Origin of the sequence: Mesorhizobium sp. M0047 (assembly GCF_040323315.1) — a bacterium.
In the GTDB taxonomy this organism is placed as follows: domain Bacteria; phylum Pseudomonadota; class Alphaproteobacteria; order Rhizobiales; family Rhizobiaceae; genus Mesorhizobium.
Genome location: NZ_JAMYUW010000010.1, coordinates 41,427 through 57,868, shown reverse-complemented (window position 1 = coordinate 57,868; position 16,442 = coordinate 41,427). Strand labels below are relative to the sequence as shown.

18 protein-coding genes and 1 pseudogene are annotated in these 16,442 nt (G+C 62.5%); 9 read left to right on the top strand and 10 right to left on the bottom strand.

Annotated elements, in window-relative coordinates; all coding sequences use genetic code 11:
• Positions 1-31: 31 nt before the first annotated feature.
• The 4 genes and pseudogenes from NKJ89_RS11865 to NKJ89_RS11850 all read right to left on the bottom strand — a co-directional run bounded on the left by NKJ89_RS11865 (position 32) and on the right by NKJ89_RS11850 (position 5,095).
• Positions 32-1,048, bottom strand: a complete 1,017-nt coding sequence (locus tag NKJ89_RS11865) for an ABC transporter permease (RefSeq protein ID WP_352602531.1) — start codon at positions 1,046-1,048, stop codon at positions 32-34.
• Positions 1,045-2,574, bottom strand: coding sequence for a sugar ABC transporter ATP-binding protein (locus NKJ89_RS11860; RefSeq protein WP_352602529.1), 1,530 nt, complete (start codon positions 2,572-2,574; stop codon positions 1,045-1,047). The genes NKJ89_RS11865 and NKJ89_RS11860 overlap by 4 nt, the downstream gene beginning before the upstream one ends.
• Before the next feature lie 72 nt (positions 2,575-2,646).
• Positions 2,647-3,902: pseudogene (locus NKJ89_RS11855) on the bottom strand (LVIVD repeat-containing protein).
• Positions 3,903-4,057: 155 nt separating this feature from the next.
• On the bottom strand, positions 4,058-5,095 hold the full coding sequence (locus tag NKJ89_RS11850; protein ID WP_352602527.1) for a substrate-binding domain-containing protein: 1,038 nt from the start codon (positions 5,093-5,095) through the stop codon (positions 4,058-4,060).
• A gap of 228 nt (positions 5,096-5,323) precedes the next feature.
• Here NKJ89_RS11850 and NKJ89_RS11845 point away from each other — a divergent pair, with 228 nt between their 5' ends.
• Both NKJ89_RS11845 and NKJ89_RS11840 read left to right on the top strand, forming a co-directional pair.
• Entirely contained in the window at positions 5,324-6,082 is a 759-nt protein-coding gene (locus NKJ89_RS11845; protein ID WP_352602774.1) for a rhomboid family intramembrane serine protease, read from the top strand.
• Between the two features lie 88 nt (positions 6,083-6,170).
• On the top strand, positions 6,171-6,602 hold the full coding sequence (locus NKJ89_RS11840; RefSeq protein ID WP_023759403.1) for a CBS domain-containing protein: 432 nt from the start codon (positions 6,171-6,173) through the stop codon (positions 6,600-6,602).
• A gap of 47 nt (positions 6,603-6,649) precedes the next feature.
• Here the strand turns inward: NKJ89_RS11840 and NKJ89_RS11835 are convergent, their stop codons facing one another.
• Positions 6,650-6,907 carry a YjhX family toxin gene (locus tag NKJ89_RS11835; RefSeq protein ID WP_023759402.1) on the bottom strand — a complete coding sequence of 86 codons (258 nt, stop codon included), beginning with the start codon at positions 6,905-6,907 and terminating at the stop codon, positions 6,650-6,652.
• 279 nt (positions 6,908-7,186) lie between these two features.
• Here NKJ89_RS11835 and gatB point away from each other — a divergent pair, with 279 nt between their 5' ends.
• The 4 genes from gatB (at position 7,187) to NKJ89_RS11815 (ending at position 10,420) form a co-directional block, all read left to right on the top strand.
• A complete protein-coding gene (gatB, locus tag NKJ89_RS11830; protein WP_352602525.1) occupies positions 7,187-8,686 on the top strand; it encodes an Asp-tRNA(Asn)/Glu-tRNA(Gln) amidotransferase subunit GatB in 1,500 nt (499 codons plus the stop codon).
• 4 nt (positions 8,687-8,690) lie between these two features.
• The gene (locus tag NKJ89_RS11825) at positions 8,691-9,179 is read left to right on the top strand and encodes a GNAT family N-acetyltransferase (protein ID WP_352602524.1); all 489 of its coding nucleotides are present in this window, start codon (positions 8,691-8,693) and stop codon (positions 9,177-9,179) included.
• A 119-nt stretch (positions 9,180-9,298) separates the two neighbouring features.
• A complete protein-coding gene (locus NKJ89_RS11820; protein ID WP_352602522.1) occupies positions 9,299-9,997 on the top strand; it encodes an AIM24 family protein in 699 nt (232 codons plus the stop codon).
• A 78-nt stretch (positions 9,998-10,075) separates the two neighbouring features.
• Positions 10,076-10,420 (top strand): VanZ family protein, encoded by a 345-nt coding sequence (locus NKJ89_RS11815; protein WP_352602520.1) that lies wholly within the window; start codon positions 10,076-10,078, stop codon positions 10,418-10,420.
• Between the two features lie 48 nt (positions 10,421-10,468).
• Here the strand turns inward: NKJ89_RS11815 and panC are convergent, their stop codons facing one another.
• Both panC and panB read right to left on the bottom strand, forming a co-directional pair.
• Complete coding sequence (gene panC / locus NKJ89_RS11810; RefSeq protein ID WP_352602518.1) at positions 10,469-11,320, bottom strand: pantoate--beta-alanine ligase; 852 nt, start codon at positions 11,318-11,320, stop codon at positions 10,469-10,471.
• Positions 11,317-12,159: a 3-methyl-2-oxobutanoate hydroxymethyltransferase gene (panB, locus tag NKJ89_RS11805; RefSeq protein ID WP_352602516.1), complete on the bottom strand. Its 843-nt coding sequence runs from the start codon at positions 12,157-12,159 to the stop codon at positions 11,317-11,319. The genes panC and panB overlap by 4 nt, the downstream gene beginning before the upstream one ends.
• 227 nt (positions 12,160-12,386) lie before the next feature.
• On the opposite strand from panB, the gene NKJ89_RS11800 reads away from it, so the two are divergent.
• The 3 genes from NKJ89_RS11800 (at position 12,387) to NKJ89_RS11790 (ending at position 14,000) form a co-directional block, all read left to right on the top strand.
• Positions 12,387-12,785: an NADH:ubiquinone oxidoreductase subunit NDUFA12 gene (locus NKJ89_RS11800; RefSeq protein ID WP_352602514.1), complete on the top strand. Its 399-nt coding sequence runs from the start codon at positions 12,387-12,389 to the stop codon at positions 12,783-12,785.
• A 123-nt stretch (positions 12,786-12,908) separates the two neighbouring features.
• Entirely contained in the window at positions 12,909-13,532 is a 624-nt protein-coding gene (locus tag NKJ89_RS11795) for a DUF2155 domain-containing protein (RefSeq protein ID WP_352602512.1), read from the top strand.
• A 75-nt stretch (positions 13,533-13,607) separates the two neighbouring features.
• Positions 13,608-14,000 carry a hypothetical protein gene (locus NKJ89_RS11790; RefSeq protein ID WP_352602510.1) on the top strand — a complete coding sequence of 131 codons (393 nt, stop codon included), beginning with the start codon at positions 13,608-13,610 and terminating at the stop codon, positions 13,998-14,000.
• Here the strand turns inward: NKJ89_RS11790 and aat are convergent.
• From aat to accB, 3 genes are read right to left on the bottom strand one after another with little or no spacing between them, the layout of a single operon-like run.
• Positions 13,991-14,608 carry a leucyl/phenylalanyl-tRNA--protein transferase gene (gene aat / locus NKJ89_RS11785; RefSeq protein ID WP_023759392.1) on the bottom strand — a complete coding sequence of 206 codons (618 nt, stop codon included), beginning with the start codon at positions 14,606-14,608 and terminating at the stop codon, positions 13,991-13,993. The genes NKJ89_RS11790 and aat overlap by 10 nt on opposite strands.
• A 12-nt stretch (positions 14,609-14,620) precedes the next feature.
• Positions 14,621-15,964 (bottom strand): acetyl-CoA carboxylase biotin carboxylase subunit, encoded by a 1,344-nt coding sequence (gene accC, locus NKJ89_RS11780; protein WP_023759391.1) that lies wholly within the window; start codon positions 15,962-15,964, stop codon positions 14,621-14,623.
• Between the two features lie 10 nt (positions 15,965-15,974).
• Positions 15,975-16,436, bottom strand: a complete 462-nt coding sequence (gene accB, locus NKJ89_RS11775; RefSeq protein ID WP_023759390.1) for an acetyl-CoA carboxylase biotin carboxyl carrier protein — start codon at positions 16,434-16,436, stop codon at positions 15,975-15,977.
• Between the last annotated feature and the right edge of the window lie 6 nt (positions 16,437-16,442).

Sequence of the window (16,442 nt, the reverse complement as noted above, 5' to 3'; positions counted from 1 at the left end):
TTACCACGAGGGAGGGAAAAACCACTGGGAGCTAGCGCTTCTTCCCCAGGCCGAAGGTCAGGGCGAGCGCGCCAACCAGCACGACGCCCTTGACGAAGTCCTGCGTGTAATAGGGCGCGTTCAGCATAGTGAGGCCGTTCAGGAGGACGCCGACGAAAATCGCGCCGGCTACCGTGCCGATCACATGCGGGCGGCGCTTGTCCAACACGGCATAGCCGATCAGCGAGGCCGCCACCGCATCGAGCAGGAGCGAGTTGCCGGCTGAGACGTCGCCGCGGCCGACACGCGAAGCGACGATCAGGCCTCCAAGCGAAGCAAGCGTGCCGGACAGGATATAGGCCCAGAGCCGGTATGCCTTGGTCGGCGCCCCGGAAAGATGCGCGGCCGTTTCGCTGCCGCCGATCGCATAGAAGACGCGGCCCCAGCGCGTACGCTCCATCAGAAACCAGGCGAGGACGGCGACGACCGCCATGACCACGACGGACAAGGGGATCGTGTCGAAGAGTCGCGACCGGCCGAGGATCAGGAAGGCCGGATCGTAAGCACCAGGGACCGATGAGCCGTCGGGAAGCACCATGCCGGCGGTGATCGAGCGGCCGCCTGTCGGGATCAGCTGCAGGCCGGCGAGCAGGAACATCGTCGCCAGCGTGGCGAGAAGATCGGGAACGCCGACACGCACGATCAGCAGCCCGTTCAAGAGGCCGATGAAGGCGCCCATCAGCAGGATCAGCACCATGGTCTCAGCAGCGTCCAGCTGCCAGACGACCATGGCGTAGCTCGCCGCCATCACCGACGAGGCGGCGATACTGCCTACCGAGAGATCGAAGCCGTCGGCCGACATTGTGATAGAAACCCCGACGCCGAGGATCGCCACGACAGAAACCGCCTGCAGGATCGAGAACAGGTTGGCCGAGCGGATGAAGGCGGGCTGTGCATACCAGAAGCCGATCACCATCAGTGCCAGCAGCACGAAGAGCGCGTAGCGGCGCGTCTCCCGGAAGAACGATGTGCGCGGTGCGGCCGGTTGCTCGGTCGTCAGGTTCGTCATCGATGATCTCCGGCCTTTTCGCTCTCGACCTTGCCGATCTGGTCTGTCAGCGAGCCATGGCCGTCACCGGCCTCGTGAAGTGAATGATCGCGCATGACGAGGATGCGGTCGGCAACCTCCAGCGCCTCTTCGGTGTCGCTTGTCGCGATCAGCGTGGCGGAATCGCTCTGGCTGTTGCGGATCGCGGCGATCAGGTCGGCACGCGCGCCGACGTCGACGCCCTGGAAAGGCTCGTCGAGCAACAGCAGCCGGCAAGGTGCCGCTTGCCAGCGGGCGAGCACGACCTTCTGCTGGTTGCCGCCGGAAAGCTCATCGAGCGTGTCGTCGGGTCCGCGCGCCTTGATGCCGAGCCGGGCGATCGCCTCAGAGGCGACCTTGCGCTCGCGCGCGACCCGCAGCAGACCGCTGGGAAACCAACGCCGCAGATGCGGCAAGGCGATCGTGCCGGCAATCGAGGCGCCCGGAATCTCGGGTGGCAAGAGCGACGATGCCCAGCGATCTTCGGCGACCATGAAGACGCCGTTTTCGATCGATCGCGCCGGTCCGTTCGAAAGCCACGGTTTTCCGTCGAGCACGAAGCTGCCCTGCGCCAGCGTTTCCAGGCCGAAAAGCGCGCGCAGCAGCCGGCTCTTGCCCGAGCCGAGCGTGCCGGTCAGCGCGACGACCTCGCCGGAGCGCAGGTCGAGATCGAAAGGCCGCGCACCGGGAATCAGCCGCGCGCCCTTGATGGAGGCGACGATCGGGGCCATCGACGTCTTGCCGTCGTGGATGACGGCTTCCAATGTTCGGCCGATCATGGTCGCAACGGCGGCAGGGAAATCGATCGGCTTGGCAAAAGCGCCGACGATGCGACCGCCGCGCATGACGACGGCGCGGTCGGCGATGGCGGCAAGGTCGCTAAGCCTGTGCGAGATGTAGAGGATTGCCATGCCGCCGGCCCGCAGCCGCCGGATGATGGCGAAGAGCCGGTCCGCTTCCGTGGCAGAGAGGCTGGATGTAGGCTCGTCGAGAATGAGGACCGAGGCCTTGGCCGCTACGGCGCGGGCGATGGCGACCAATTGCCGTTCCGCCGGCCGCAGATCGACGAAGTCGCGGTCGAGCGGCAGGTCGAGATCGATCAGCGCCGCGATGGCGCGCGCACGCCTGCTGATAGACGTGGCCGAGACGAAGAAGCGCCCGCCGGGCTGGCAAAGTTCATCGAGCAGAAGGTTCTCGGCAACCGTCAATCCAGCGGCGCCGGCCTGGTCTGTCGCCTGATGGACAGTCGCGATGCCGGCAGCCTTGGCGGCGCTGGGCGAGCCGAAGGCGACGATCCTGCCGCCCAGCGTGATCGTTCCCGCGTCGGGCACATGCGAGCCCGAAAGGATCTTCACCAGCGTCGATTTGCCGGCGCCATTGGCGCCCATCAGCGCCACCACCTCCCCGGCCGCGACGGCAAGATCGGCTCCGGCGAGCGCGCGCGTCGGCCCAAAAGATTTCTCGATCCCGGCGACAGCGACGGCAATGGGGGCGGCGGTGAGGGACAAGTGGTTCAGCCGGTTATGGATTGGGTGTGAACTGGGAAAGGCAGGCAAGCCAACGGGGCACGGTCGCGTCTGTCAACCGTCATATTCAATGATTGCCAGCCCGGCATTGTAATCGGGCGAATAGATGATGCCATTGGCGTCGACGAACACATCGGTCGACTGGATCACTCGTGGCCGGTTCGGACGCTTGTCGACCATGCGGCTGGGAGCCGGCGGTACCAGCGCTCCTGTCTCCTTCGGCCGATAGGGGTCGGAGATGTCGAAAACGCGCACCCCTGCATTCTGGTAGGTTGCAAAGATCAGCGTGTCGGACACGAAGCTGCCCGGTCGGTTCTCATGCAGATTGTGCGGGCCGAAATGTCCGCCCTTGGCAGTGTAGTCGGTTTCGTCCGGGGTCGGCAGCGTCGAGATCGAAATCGGATTCGCCGGATCGCGTATGTCGAAGATCCAGGTATGCTTGCGCCCATCCTCCTCATGGTCGAGCACGGCCTCGTCGGCGACGACGAGCAGACCGCGCTTGACCAGCGGCAGCGCCGAATGCGTGCCGCCTCCATAGGGCGGCGACCAGTTCTTGTGGGTGATCAGCTTCGGCAGGGCAGGGTCCGCGACATCGAGGGCGGTCAACCCGCCGTCGCGCCAGCAGGCATAGGCGGTGTCGCCTTCGACGACCGCATGATGCAACGCGTAGCGGCGGCCGTCGGGCCAGCCCGGTGTCTCGCCGCCAGCGAGATGCATGCCGGGAATCCACCAGCGACCGGCCTCGACGGGCCGTGTCGGATCTTGAAGGTCGACCGTGAGCAGAATGTAGTCGCTGTAGCCGTCGAGAAGCGCCGACACATAGGCGTAGCGCCCACCGACATACCAGATGCGATGAATGCCGATGCCATCGACCGGGAAGAAGCCGATCTGGCGAGGCTGCGTTGGCTTCGAGATATTGTAGATGGCCATTCCGGCCGACCAGGTCCGCGCCGAGCCCGAACCGGAAGCGGTGCCGATCGTCTCGCGGATCGACTTGGTGTAATAGACCTTCTCATCGAACGCGAAAGCAGCGTCGGCGAACAGATCGCGCGCATGGACGACCAGCAACAGGTCTTCATGCGTCTGTAGATGGATCGTCCAGGTATTCGGCGGCGCCGGCACGAACACGGTCCCGCCCGGATTCTTGGGATCGCGCACATCGATGATGGAAAAACCTGCGACCAGGGATGCGCGACATAGGCGAAGCCCCGATGCACCATCACCTGCAATCCGTCCGGCCGCCCACCCTGATCGGAATGACCGATCAGGCGCATGTTGCTGAAATAGTCGGGGGTAGGGACAGAACTCATGATCGTCTTTCGCAAGGTCGGGCCGGCGCCTCCTGACTGTCGGAGCGGGTGGAGGCGCAGATGCGGTCGCCGTCGGGCATTCCAGCGTGATCATCCCCGGTCAGGCCGGGGATGATTGTTCCGATTGCTGATTGTCTGAAGGAAGATGCCGGATTTCAATTGGATGCAGGTATCCAGGGTGCTTTTGCCGCGTCGCTGTCCTTGAAGGCCGGGAACTTCGCCTGCAGGTCCTCGATCGTCTTGATGTTGTTGTCGACGAGATCCTTCCTGGTGACGAGCGTCGGCTGGATCAGCACGGAATGGCCGGGATTCTGTCCGGCGATCAACTGGGCAAGTGCACGCAACGAAGCCTCGCCGACCACGGCCGGATTGGTTGCCGCCGTCGCCACCCACGGGCTGCTCGGTTCGAGAATGGCCTGGATGTCCGAGGTCGAGATGTCGACGCCGTAAATCTTGACCTTGTCGGCAACGCCAAGCTCGTCGATGGCGAGCTTCACGCCACGAGCGAATTCGTCCCATGGAGCGAAGACAACCGAAAGCGTTGGGTTAGCGGTGAGCACGGCCTTGGTCTGGTCCGCGACCGAAGCGGCGACGGTGTCGTTGACCACGCCCCAGGTGGCGACTTCCTTGATGCCTGGGTACTTCTTGCCGAAATCCTTCCAGACCGCGTAGCGGCGATCGAGCGGCGCGAAGCCGGCGACATAGAGGACGCCGCCATCGAATTTCTGGCCCTGGTCCTTGACCGCCTGGTCGAGCACGAGGCGCGCCATGTCGGCGTCGGACTGTTCGACCTGCGGGATCTTTGGATTGTCGAGATTGGTGTCGTAGGCCACCACCGGAATGCCGGCGTCAAGCGCCGCCTGTGCGACGTCCTTGATTGCTTCGGGCTGGCCGTTGTTGATGATGATGCCTTGCACGCCGAGATTGATCGCCTGCTGGATCAACTGCCGCTCGGTGTTGATGTCGTTGCGCGCCTGCGAGATGTTGGCCTCGATGCCAAGCGCGTCGGCCTGGCGCTTCACGCCGGCCTCGAATGCCTGGAGCCAGTCGCCGGAGCCGAGGAAGCTGACGACGGCAATCTTGACGCCGCCCTTGTCGAAGGGAGCTGGTGCGCCGGATATGCCCTGCGCCGAAGCGGCGGTGACGAGACTGGCGATGCCAGCGACGGCCAGGGAAAGAAGATGCTTGATCATGTGGGGACCCCTTTGGAATTGGCGGCATTCTAGGGAGGGGGATCATCGCTTCCGAGAACGCTCGTTGCGAGTTTTTCGCATCCCGGAGCATTTCCGCTTCGCTTCCTTTCGGTCTTTTAGCAAATGAAGGCGACCTGGTGCGGGGCATTCGCTGTCCGGGAAACAGAATTGTTCCAACGCGAGCATCCTTGCTCTAAAGGACGCGCAGGAATCCTGGATCAGATGCGCATGAGCGAACCGGCAGACCCTTCGGAAACACAACAGGTGGACGACGCGCCGCCGCGGCGGCGTGAGCCGGTGTTCAACCTGCCCCCGGTGGTGCTGGCGGTGATCGGCATTTGCGTCGCCGTCTATCTGCTGCAGCAATATGTGCTGAACGAAGCACAGCAGATGTTATTGCTGTACGACGGGGCTTTCATCCCGGTTCTCTACACCGGACAATACGGCTTCGACTGGTTCCTGTTTTCCCGGCCGTTCACCTATGCCTTCATGCATGGTAGCTTTGCACATATTGCCATCAACATGGTCTGGCTTGCAGCCTTTGGCTCGCCGTTGGCAAATCGTTTGGGCACGCTCTGGTTCGCGCTGTTCTTTGCCGTAACCGGGCTGGCTTCGGTCGCGCTTTTCTGGGCGATGCATCCTTATGGAGAGGCGCCGCTGGTCGGTGCCTCGGGAGCCATATCAGGCATGATGGGAGCTGCGGCGCGGTTTGGTTTCCGCACCGATCGCTCGGCCGGCAAGGCTGCCTTCGCCGGTCCTGTGCTGCCGATCGCATTGGTATTGCGCTATCGCGGCGTCGTGATCTTCCTCGCCGTGTGGATGATCATCAATCTTGCCACCGGCCTGCTTGGCTTTGCCCCGGGTGTAGAGGGCCAGATCGCGTGGGAAGCCCATATTGGCGGCTTCGTCGCCGGCTTCTTCGGCCTGCGCTGGTTCGACAGGCGGTGGCAGGGGCCGGAATGGGAGAACACCGACCACCGCACTTGAAATGCAACCGATCACGGCGCACGATATTCACTCTTATGTGAAAGCCGGTCAGGCTGGAACCGGCGGGCAAAAAGCAGAGGAGGAAGCCATGACGGTGAAGGCAATTCTCGAGAAAAAAGGCCATGATGTGTTGACGCTCGGGCCGAACGAAAAGCTGAGCGAAGCCATTCGCATCCTGTCCGAACACAGGATCGGCGCGCTGGTCATCACCAATGGTGACCACAAGATCGTCGGCATTCTTTCCGAGCGCGACATTGTGCGGGTTCTGGCCAAGGAAGGCGGTGCCGCGCTCGATATAGCCGTGCGTTCGGCGATGACGCCCAAGGTGAAGATCTGCAACGAGAACCACACCGTCAACGAGGTGATGGAAATCATGACCCGAGGCCGTTTCCGCCATCTGCCGGTGGAAAAGGACGGCATGCTCGATGGCATCGTGTCTATCGGCGACGTGGTCAAGCGCCGCATCGAGGATGTCGAGCGCGAGGCCGAAGAGATCAGGGCCTATATCGCCACCGCCTGAGCGGTGGAGGGAACCGCCGGCCGGAGCACCGACCGGCGGAGCCGTGTCTACCTGTTGTCGAGTTCGGAACGGACGAGTTCCAGCCCACGCCGGGTGATGCGGTAGGGTCCACCGCCCGACGAAGAAACGGCCTTCTTCCGCTTCAGCTTTCGAAACATGTCGAGATCGACGCCCGGATAATGCCAGCCGTCACGGGTCAGGCATTTGACGGAGGCGATCCGCTTTTTCTCGTTCTTTTCGATTTCAATGCGTCCGCCCTGCGCGAGCAGGTGCAGGATGCGCTGTTCAATGCGCGAAATATCCATGGGAGAGTTTCCGGGAAAACAGAAAATGCCGCCGCCGCGAAACGTCACGGCACGGGGTTTCAGGTTTTCTGCCCTGCCTCGCTAGGAGGTCAGGGCCTTACCGGGACTGAGCGTAAGTGGACATCCACTCTCCATTGGGATGGGCGTCCTATAGGCGAAAGCGGCTGAAAAGGCCAGTCCGTGGCTTTGCGCTTGTCTCGTTGAACGGTTTGCACTAGCGAAGTTGCACACCAAAATATGCGTAAACGCATAATCCGTAGTTCCAATACGCAGGCCACAATGTCCCTCATCGACACCCGCACGCCCGACGCCAAGCGCCTTGTTTCCGGTGCCACCGGCGACTGGGAGATCATCATCGGTCTCGAGGTCCACGCGCAGGTCACCTCGGAAGCAAAGCTGTTTTCCGGCGCCTCGACCGCCTTTGGAGCGGCACCCAACGCCAATGTCAGCCTGGTCGACGCGGCGATGCCGGGCATGTTGCCCGTCATCAACGAGGAATGCGTCAAGCAGGCGATCCGCACTGGCCTTGGGCTGAAGGCGCAGATCAACCACAAGTCGGTCTTCGACCGGAAAAACTACTTTTATCCCGACCTGCCGCAGGGTTACCAAATCTCGCAGTTCAAGCAGCCGATCGTCGGCGAGGGCACGGTGATCGTCTCGGTCGGTCCCGACCGCCAGGGCGAATTCGAGGACATCGAGGTCGGCATCGAGCGGCTGCATCTGGAGCAGGATGCGGGCAAGTCGATGCACGACCAGCATCCGACCATGTCCTATGTCGACCTCAACCGGTCGGGCGTGGCGCTGATGGAGATCGTCTCGAAGCCGGATATGCGCTCGGCCGACGAAGCCAAGGCCTATGTCACCAAGCTGCGCACCATCGTGCGCTATCTCGGCACCTGCGACGGCAACATGGACGAAGGTTCGATGCGTGCCGATGTCAACGTCTCGGTACGCAAGCCGGGCGGTGAGTTCGGCACGCGCTGCGAGGTCAAGAACGTCAATTCGATCCGCTTCATCGGCCAGGCCATCGACTACGAGGCACGCCGGCAGATCGCCATCCTCGAGGACGGCGGCAAGATCGACCAGGAAACGCGGCTGTTCGACGCCGTCAAGGGCGAGACGCGCTCGATGCGTTCGAAGGAAGAGGCGCACGACTACCGCTATTTCCCCGATCCGGATCTTCTGCCGCTGGAATTCGACCAAGCCTATGTCGATGCGCTGGCCAGGGAGTTGCCGGAACTGCCGGACGACAAGAAGGCGCGGCTGATCTCGTCGCTCGGCCTTTCGACCTATGACGCCTCGATCCTGGTTTCGGAAAAGCCGATCGCCGACTATTTCGAGAAGGTCGCCGCCGGCCGCGACGGCAAGCTCGCCGCCAATTGGGTCATCAACGATCTGCTCGGACAATTGAACAAGGCCGGAAAAGGCATTGAAAACGCTCCGATTTCGCCAGATCAGCTGGGCGCGGTCATCGATCTCATCAAGGATGGGACCATCTCCGGCAAAATCGCCAAGGACCTGTTCGAGATCGTCTGGACCGAGGGCGGCGATCCGCGCCAGCTGGTCGAAAGCCGTGGCATGAAGCAGGTCACCGACACCGGCGCCATCGAGAAGGCTGTCGACGAGGTCATCGCTGCCAACCCCGACAAGGTCGAACAGGCGCGCGCCAAGCCGAGCATGGCAGGCTGGTTCGTTGGCCAGGTGATGAAGGCGACCGGCGGCAAGGCCAATCCGCAAGCGGTCAACGACCTCGTCAAGGCCAAGCTGGGCATCGAGTAGGGCGGTGTTCGTTCGCACCGCCGGAGAGCGCGACCTTGCCGCTGTGCGGACGCTGCTGGTCGAGACCTGGCATGCGACCTATGACGCCATTTACGGCGCTGCCAAGGTGACCGAGATCACCGATGAATGGCACTCGATTGCCTCGCTTCGTTCGCGGCTGACACGGCCGAACTCGGAGTTCCTGGTGGCCGATGACGGCAAGCGCATCGGCGGCATGGCTTTCGCCGCCGCCACTGCGGATGCGAAGGTCATCCTGTTGAACCAGCTTTACGTCCATCCGGACTGCCAAAGGCGCGGCATCGGGCAATCGCTGCTCGATGAGATCGAGGACAGTTTCCCGGAAGCGCAAGTGCTGCGCGTCGAGGTCGAGGAGGCCAATAGCGGCGCCATCGCCTTCTACCGATCGAAAGGGTTCCTGCCCGTCGGCGGTGCGGCGGAATCCCGCGACAGCTCAAGGCCGACGACGCTGAGTTTTGAGAAGCCGCTCGGATAGACCGGCGTGTCCGGTCGGCAATTGTCTCGCGTTTTTGATTTGACCTGCCTCGGCAGGCGTATCAACGCTGCTTGGGCCAGCGTCCGCATCCAAGGGCGCGACGGCGAGGGGGGAAATTTATGCCGAGCTTGCCGGAACTGATGCCGACACAGGTGTCGGACGAGACCTTTGGTGGCGTCACCTACCATATAGCCGGCGAACTGGTGCCGGTGCTTTCGGTCGATGTGACGCGGATGCCAGTCTATTTCGAGCACCACATCCTTTTGTGGAAGAATTCCACAATCACCATCGGCCTTAAATCGCTGAAGGGTGCGCTGAAGCGCATGATGGCCGGAATGCAGATATTCGTCACCGAGGCGTCAGGGGCGGGCATTATCGCCTTCAGCCGCGATGGGCCGGGCCACATCGTGCCGATCCATCTCCAGCGTGGCGACGAGATACAGGTGCGCGAGCACCAGTTTCTCGCTGCGACCGGCAATGTCGAGTACTCTTTCGAGCGTGTGCGTGGCCTGGCGACGATGCTGTTCGGACAGAGCGGCTTTTTCATCGACCGGTTTCGCGGTGATTCCGGGGACGGCATCGTCTGGCTGCACGGCTATGGCAATGTCTTCGAAAAGACGCTCGCCGCCGGCGAGACCATCGACATCGAGCCTGGTGGCTGGCTGTTCAAGGATGTTTCGGTCGGGATGGAAACCAAGATCGATCGCCTGTCGAGCGGCTTCTTCGGTGCCAATATGAACTTTATCGTCAACCGCTTCACCGGACCGGGCCGGATCGGCATCCAGTCGATGTATCTGCATATGCCGAGCGAAGAGTAGTTCGAGCATGGCGGCAGCGATCCGGACCTGCGTCATCCCGGCGTTTGCTGTGCCGGCTTACGACGGATATGCAGTGACATGACCAAACTGTCCCGCATTGCCGCGCTGACGCTGCTCGCCATCATCGTTTTCGCAACCTTGTCGCCAATCCAGATGCGGCCGCACTTCGCTGAGGCAAATGTCGAGCGCGCCTTGGCTTACATACTGTTGGGCTTCGCCCTGGGGCTCGGCTTCCCCAACCGACTTTATCACGTGGTGATCTTCGTGATTGTGACCGCCGGCATGTTGGAACTGCTTCAGATCGTCGACCCCGGTCGCCACGCGGAGCTTGCCGACGCAGTCGTGAAAGCCTGCGCTGGTATTGTCGGTATCCTCGTAGGCCAATTGTTCGCCAGAGGCAGCAGACGATTAGGAGAGCGGTAGACGCGGCCAGAAAACCGCCGCGCCGAAGCAGCAGGACTTCGCATCGAGCTATGTAGAGGGGATCTCCACATTGTCGATCAGCCTGGTCTTGCCGAGCCAGGCTGCTGCGAGGAGGCGCCCTTCGCGGTCACGACGCCATGGCGCGAGCGTCAGGCTCTCGCGTGCCTCGACATAATCGACCTTCTGAAAACCGGCCGCGATCAGGGCACGGCTGGCCTCTTCGGTTGCGTGGCCCTGGGCGGCGCCTGCCGCTAGAGCCGCTGCAGTGTCGCGCAATGTCACGTTGAACTGGCGGGCGATCCTCAGTTCGGTCTCGTCGAGATAGGCATTGCGTGACGACATGGCGAGACCATACGCGTCGCGGATCGTCGGTGCGCCGATGATTTCGACGGGCAGGTCGAGGTCTCGGCAGAGCTGCCTGACGACGCAAAGCTGCTGGTAGTCCTTCTCGCCGAAGATCGCATAGTCGGGCGTTGCCTGCAGCAAGAGCTTTGCCACCACTGTGGCGACGCCGTCGAAAAAGGTCGGCCGAAAGACCGCTTCGAGCCCGGCCGAGGAGCCGCCGACGGAGATTCTCGTGGCGAAGCCGGCGGGATACATCTCGCCAACCATAGGCGTGAAGGCAAGGTCGGCCCTCGCCATTCCGAGCCGATCGAGGTCGCGGGCGAGCTGGCGCGGGTACTTGTCGAGGTCTTCGGTCGGCGCGAACTGTGTCGGGTTGACAAAGATCGACACGACGCAGCGCTCGGCTCTCTCCAGCGCGATTTTCACCAGCGAGATGTGCCCGTCATGCAGTGCGCCCATGGTCGGCACCATGGCGACGCGAAGACCGTCGCGCCGCCAGTCGCGGATTTGCGCGCGAAGTGCGGCGACGCTGTCGACAACGAGTGGCCGGCTCATGTGTCGTCCCTGCTGTTTGTCGCCGAAAAGACATGTCCGGGGCCGGGGAATGCCCGGCTTCGCACCTCCGCCGCATAGACTTCGGCCGCATGCGAGATCACGCTGCGCAGATCGGCGTATTCCTTGACGAATTTCGGCACCCGGTCGACGGTGAGCCCGACCATGTCGTCGATGACCAGGATCTGGCCGTCGCAGTCGCCGCTGGCGCCGATGCCGATGGTGGGAATGGCGATGCGGCCGGTGATATCGGCTGCGACCGTCTCGACCGTGCCTTCGATGACGACAGAGAATGCCCCGGCGCTTTCGACGGCAAGCGCATCGCGAAGCAAAGCCGCAACAGCCTCCTCGGTGCGGCCCTTGATCTTGTAGCCGCCGTCCTTTTCGACCGATTGTGGCTGCAGGCCGATATGTCCCATGACCGGAATGCCGGCGGCGACGATGGCTGCGATCTGCCCGAACATGTCGACGCCACCTTCGAGTTTCACCGCCTGGCAACCGGTTTCGCCAACAACGCGTCGCGCCGAAGCGACGGCTTGCGCCGTCGTACCCTCATAGCTGCCAGCCGGCAGGTCGACGACGACACAGGCCTTGGCCGAACCGCGCATCACCGCTTGCCCATGCGCGATCATCATCTCGAGTGAGGCTCCCAGAGTCGTCTTGTGCCCGTGCAGCACCATGGCGACGCTGTCGCCAACCAGAAGCAGATCGACATGGTCGTCGAGCAGACGGGCGATGGGGTAGGTGTAGGCGGTCAGGCAGACGATCGGCGTGCCGCCCTTGCGGCGGCGAATCAGCTCGGTGCTGATGCGGATGTCGGTGGACGGCAATTCCGTGGCCAATCTTCACCTCCTTTGGCCTGCTGCCGGCTTGGATACCCGCAAGGCGCGCGCAGAGCTTTAGAAAGACCGCAACGGCTTGGCAAGCGCGCATCCCGCGACGGAGGAGATCACCGGCTTGTGTCGCGTTTTGGCAAGCCAATTGGGCGTTCCCCGTGGCAAAAGCCTTGCCTTCGCCAAGGGCTGACGCCATAAGCAGGAAACGGCCTGCCGGCGCGAGGGTTCTAAAGATGAAGACTTTCCTGACGCAGTTTTTCACCTGGTGGAACAGCCAGACGCTGGGAACGCGCCTGCACACCTGGCGGCATGGCAAGAAGGTCGGCCAGGACGAAGCAGGCAATGTCTATTACGAAGGCGGTATCGATTCGGAAGGCCGCACGCGCCGCTGGGTCATCTACCGCAACTATTCGGAGGCCTCAGCCATACCGCCCGGCTGGCACGGCTGGATACATCACCGCGTCGATGTCGCGCCGGCAAGCGAAGACTACAAGTCGCGCGACTGGCAGAAGCCTCATCAGCCCAACCTGACCGGCAGCCCGGCTGCCTATCGCCCGAAGGGCTCGGTGCTGACCAATCAGCATCGCCCGCAGGTTACTGGCGACTACGACGCCTGGACACCCGGATCGTAGCTACAGGGTGCAGGACGGTCCTTTATCGCCACAATTGGTGTTTAGCTGCTTGCTGATCAGAAAACGGCGACTAGCCTTGGCGATCGATAGTGTCGCCCGGGCGCGAACCACCGGTACCATTGCATGAGCTTTTTCAACCTGACATCGATGGGCGGTATGATACTAGCCGCCGGTCTTGGCGTTGGCACGGTGGCGTTTGCCGCCTCGCCTGAACCCGCTGCACCGGCGCCGGCACCGCCCGCGGCATCGGAGCGGGTCACCAATCCCGTCGCCGAGTTCGCCGGCATCGACAAGATCACCGGCCGCATCATCACCTTCGATGTCTATATCGACGAGACAGTGCAATTCGGTGCCTTGCAGGTGACGCCACGCGTTTGCTATTCGCGGCCGCAGAACGAAGAGCCGAGGACAGATTCCTTCGTCGAGGTCGACGAGATCACGCTCGACCGCAAGATCCGCCGCATCTTCACCGGTTGGATGTTTGCCGAAAGCCCCGGCCTCAACGCCGTCGAGCATGCCGTCTACGACGTCTGGCTGAAGGAATGCAAACAGAAGTCGGATGTCCCGGCGCCGGACGGCGCCAAGGCTGACGCCACCAAAGCCGACGCTTCGAAGCCCGCCGCAGCCAAGCCGAAACCTGCGGCAACCCCGGACGCGACAGAGCAGGACCTGACAGCGCCGGATGTGACAGAACCGGATGTGACTGAGCCGGACACTTCGGATCCCGATTCGACCGACGCCAACTGATCCTCCGGAACCGTCCCGATCACCAAGCGTTGGGCCACGGAAGACTGCGCATCTATGCGTAAGGAGGATCTTCCGATGTCAGCCAGCAAGCGCATCACGGCCAGCAAGGCAGAATTGCTTGAGCTCGAAAAGGGGTTCTGGACAGGCGACGCGGCCTATTATGCCGCCAATGCCGACACCGAATGCCTTGTAGCATTTCCGCAGATGGCAAAGGCGATGGATAATGCCGATCTCGCCAAGACCGCAACCAAACCCAATCGCTGGCGCGATCTGAACATCGACCTCAAGGGAATTATCGAGCCGGGCAGCGACATCGTCATGCTGACTTACGAGGCGCACGCGACACGTGAGAACGGGGAGCCTTACGCGGCGCTGGTCAGCACTGGCTACGTCCATCGCGCCAATGGCTGGAAGATGATGTTCCATGCGCAGACGCCGATCGAAGTCGGGGCTAATCGTCAGGGGTAGAATACGGCCTCGCCCTTGAGCGCATCGGCCAGCATCTTCTCGTATTTGCCGCGCGGCACGTCGACCGCGCCGAAGCGCTTGAGGTGCTCGGTGGTGAACTGCGTATCAAGTAGCGCGAAGCCCCGCGCCTTCAGGCGCTCGACGAGATAATAAAGGCAGATCTTGGAAGCGTCGGTCTCCCTGGCGAACATGCTCTCGCCAAAGAACACCCGGCCGAGCGACACACCATAGAGGCCACCGACCAGCCGCTCGTCGCGCCACGCCTCGACCGAATGACAATGCCCTATCCGATGCAGTTCGACATAGGCTTCGCGGATCGGCGCATTGATCCAGGTCGACCGGCGCTCGGCGCGCTTCTCGGCGCAACCGTCGATCGTCGCTTCGAAGTCGAAATCGAAACGGATGTCGAAAGGGCTCTTCTTGATCGCTTTCCTAAGGCTTTTCGGTGTGTGGAAATGGTCGAGCGGTATGATGCCACGCGTCTCCGGCCGTACCCAGAACACTTCCGGGTCGCCGGCACTTTCGGCCATCGGGAACACGCCCGACGCATAGGCCTTGAGCAGAAGGTCGGTGGGAATGCGATAGCCGGGCGCGTAGGGACGGGTCATCGCGTCTCCGCGTTACTCTTCCTCGGCCAGATATTTTTCCAGCCAATGGATATCATACTCGCCATTGGCGATGTCGGCATTGCCGACGAGATCGCGAAACAGCGGCAACGTCGTCTTGATACCGTCGACGACGAATTCGTCCAACGCGCGGCGCAGGCGCATCATGCACTCGACGCGGTTGCGCCCATGCACGATCAGCTTGCCGATCAGGCTATCGTAATAGGGCGGGATCTTATAGCCCGAATAGACGCCGGAATCGACGCGTATGCCCAGGCCGCCCGGTGTGTGGAAGTGCGTGATCGTGCCGGGAGACGGCGTGAAGGTACGCGGGTCCTCGGCATTGATGCGGCATTCGATGGCATGGCCGTTGAACTTGATGTCCTCCTGCCTCACCGAGAGGCCGCCGCCGGACGCAACGCGGATCTGTTCATGCACGAGATCGATGCCGGTGATCGCTTCCGTCACCGGATGCTCGACCTGCAGGCGCGTGTTCATCTCTATGAAATAAAACTCGCCATCCTCATAAAGGAATTCGATCGTGCCGGCGCCGGAATAGCCGAGATCAGCGATGGCTTTGGCACAGATACCGCCAATACGAGCCCGTTCTTCGGCGTTGAGGGCCGGTGAGGGAGCCTCCTCCCAGACCTTCTGGTGGCGACGCTGCAGCGAGCAGTCGCGCTCGCCGAAATGCACGCCGCGGCCAAAGCCGTCGCCAAACACCTGCACCTCGATATGGCGTGGTTTTTCCAGGTACTTTTCGATGTAGACGGCATCGTCGCCGAAGGCCGCTCCAGCTTCGCTGCTCGCTGTCTGCAAGGCGATCTCAAGTTCAGCCTCGGTAAGGGCGACCTTCATTCCGCGCCCACCACCGCCTGCGGATGCCTTGATGATCACGGGATAGCCGATCTCGGCGGCAATGCGCCTGGCCTCCTTTTGATCGGTGACCGCGCCGTCCGAACCGGGCACCACCGGAATGCCGAGGCGTTTTGCAGTTCGCTTGGCCTCGATCTTGTCGCCCATGATGCGAATGTGGTCGCCGGTCGGGCCGATGAAGGTAATGTTGTGCGCGGCCAGGATGTCCGCGAATTTGGCATTCTCGGACAGGAAGCCGTAGCCCGGATGCACTGCGTCGGCGCCGGTGATCTCGCAAGCCGCGACGATCTGATGGATGTTGAGATAGCTGTCGCGCGATGGCGGTGGGCCAATGCAGACGCTCTCGTCGGCGAGCCGCACATGCATGGCGTCGGCATCGGCAGTCGAATGAACTACCACCGTCTGAATGCCGAGTTCCTTGCAGGCACGCAGGACCCGAAGGGCGATTTCGCCGCGATTGGCGATGAGGATCTTCTGGAACATCAGGTCCGCTCTACTCGATCACGACGAGCGGCATACCGTATTCGACCGGCGTCGCATCCTCGAAAAGGATCGCCGTCACCGTGCCGGCGCGCGGCGAGGGGATCTGGTTCATCGTCTTCATCGCCTCGATGATCAGCAGCGTCTGGCCTTCCTTGACTTTCTGGCCGACTTCGATGAACGCCTTGGCGTCGGGCGACGGTGCCAGATAGGCAGTGCCGACCATGGGCGAGGTGACCGCGTTCTTCGACACGTCGGCCACCGCCGGGGCGGCGGCCATAGCGGCTGGCTGAGCTGTTGCCGGCGCATAGGCCGGCTGCGGTGCTGCGATCGCGTGAACGGCGGGCGCCTGGCGTGAGACCCGCACCTTCAGGTCGCCCAGCTCGACCTCGATCTCCGTGAGATTGGTGTCGTTCAGTATGCCCGCCAGATCGCGGATCAGCTGCTGGTCAACACCGTTCTTCTTTATCGACATTTTCGA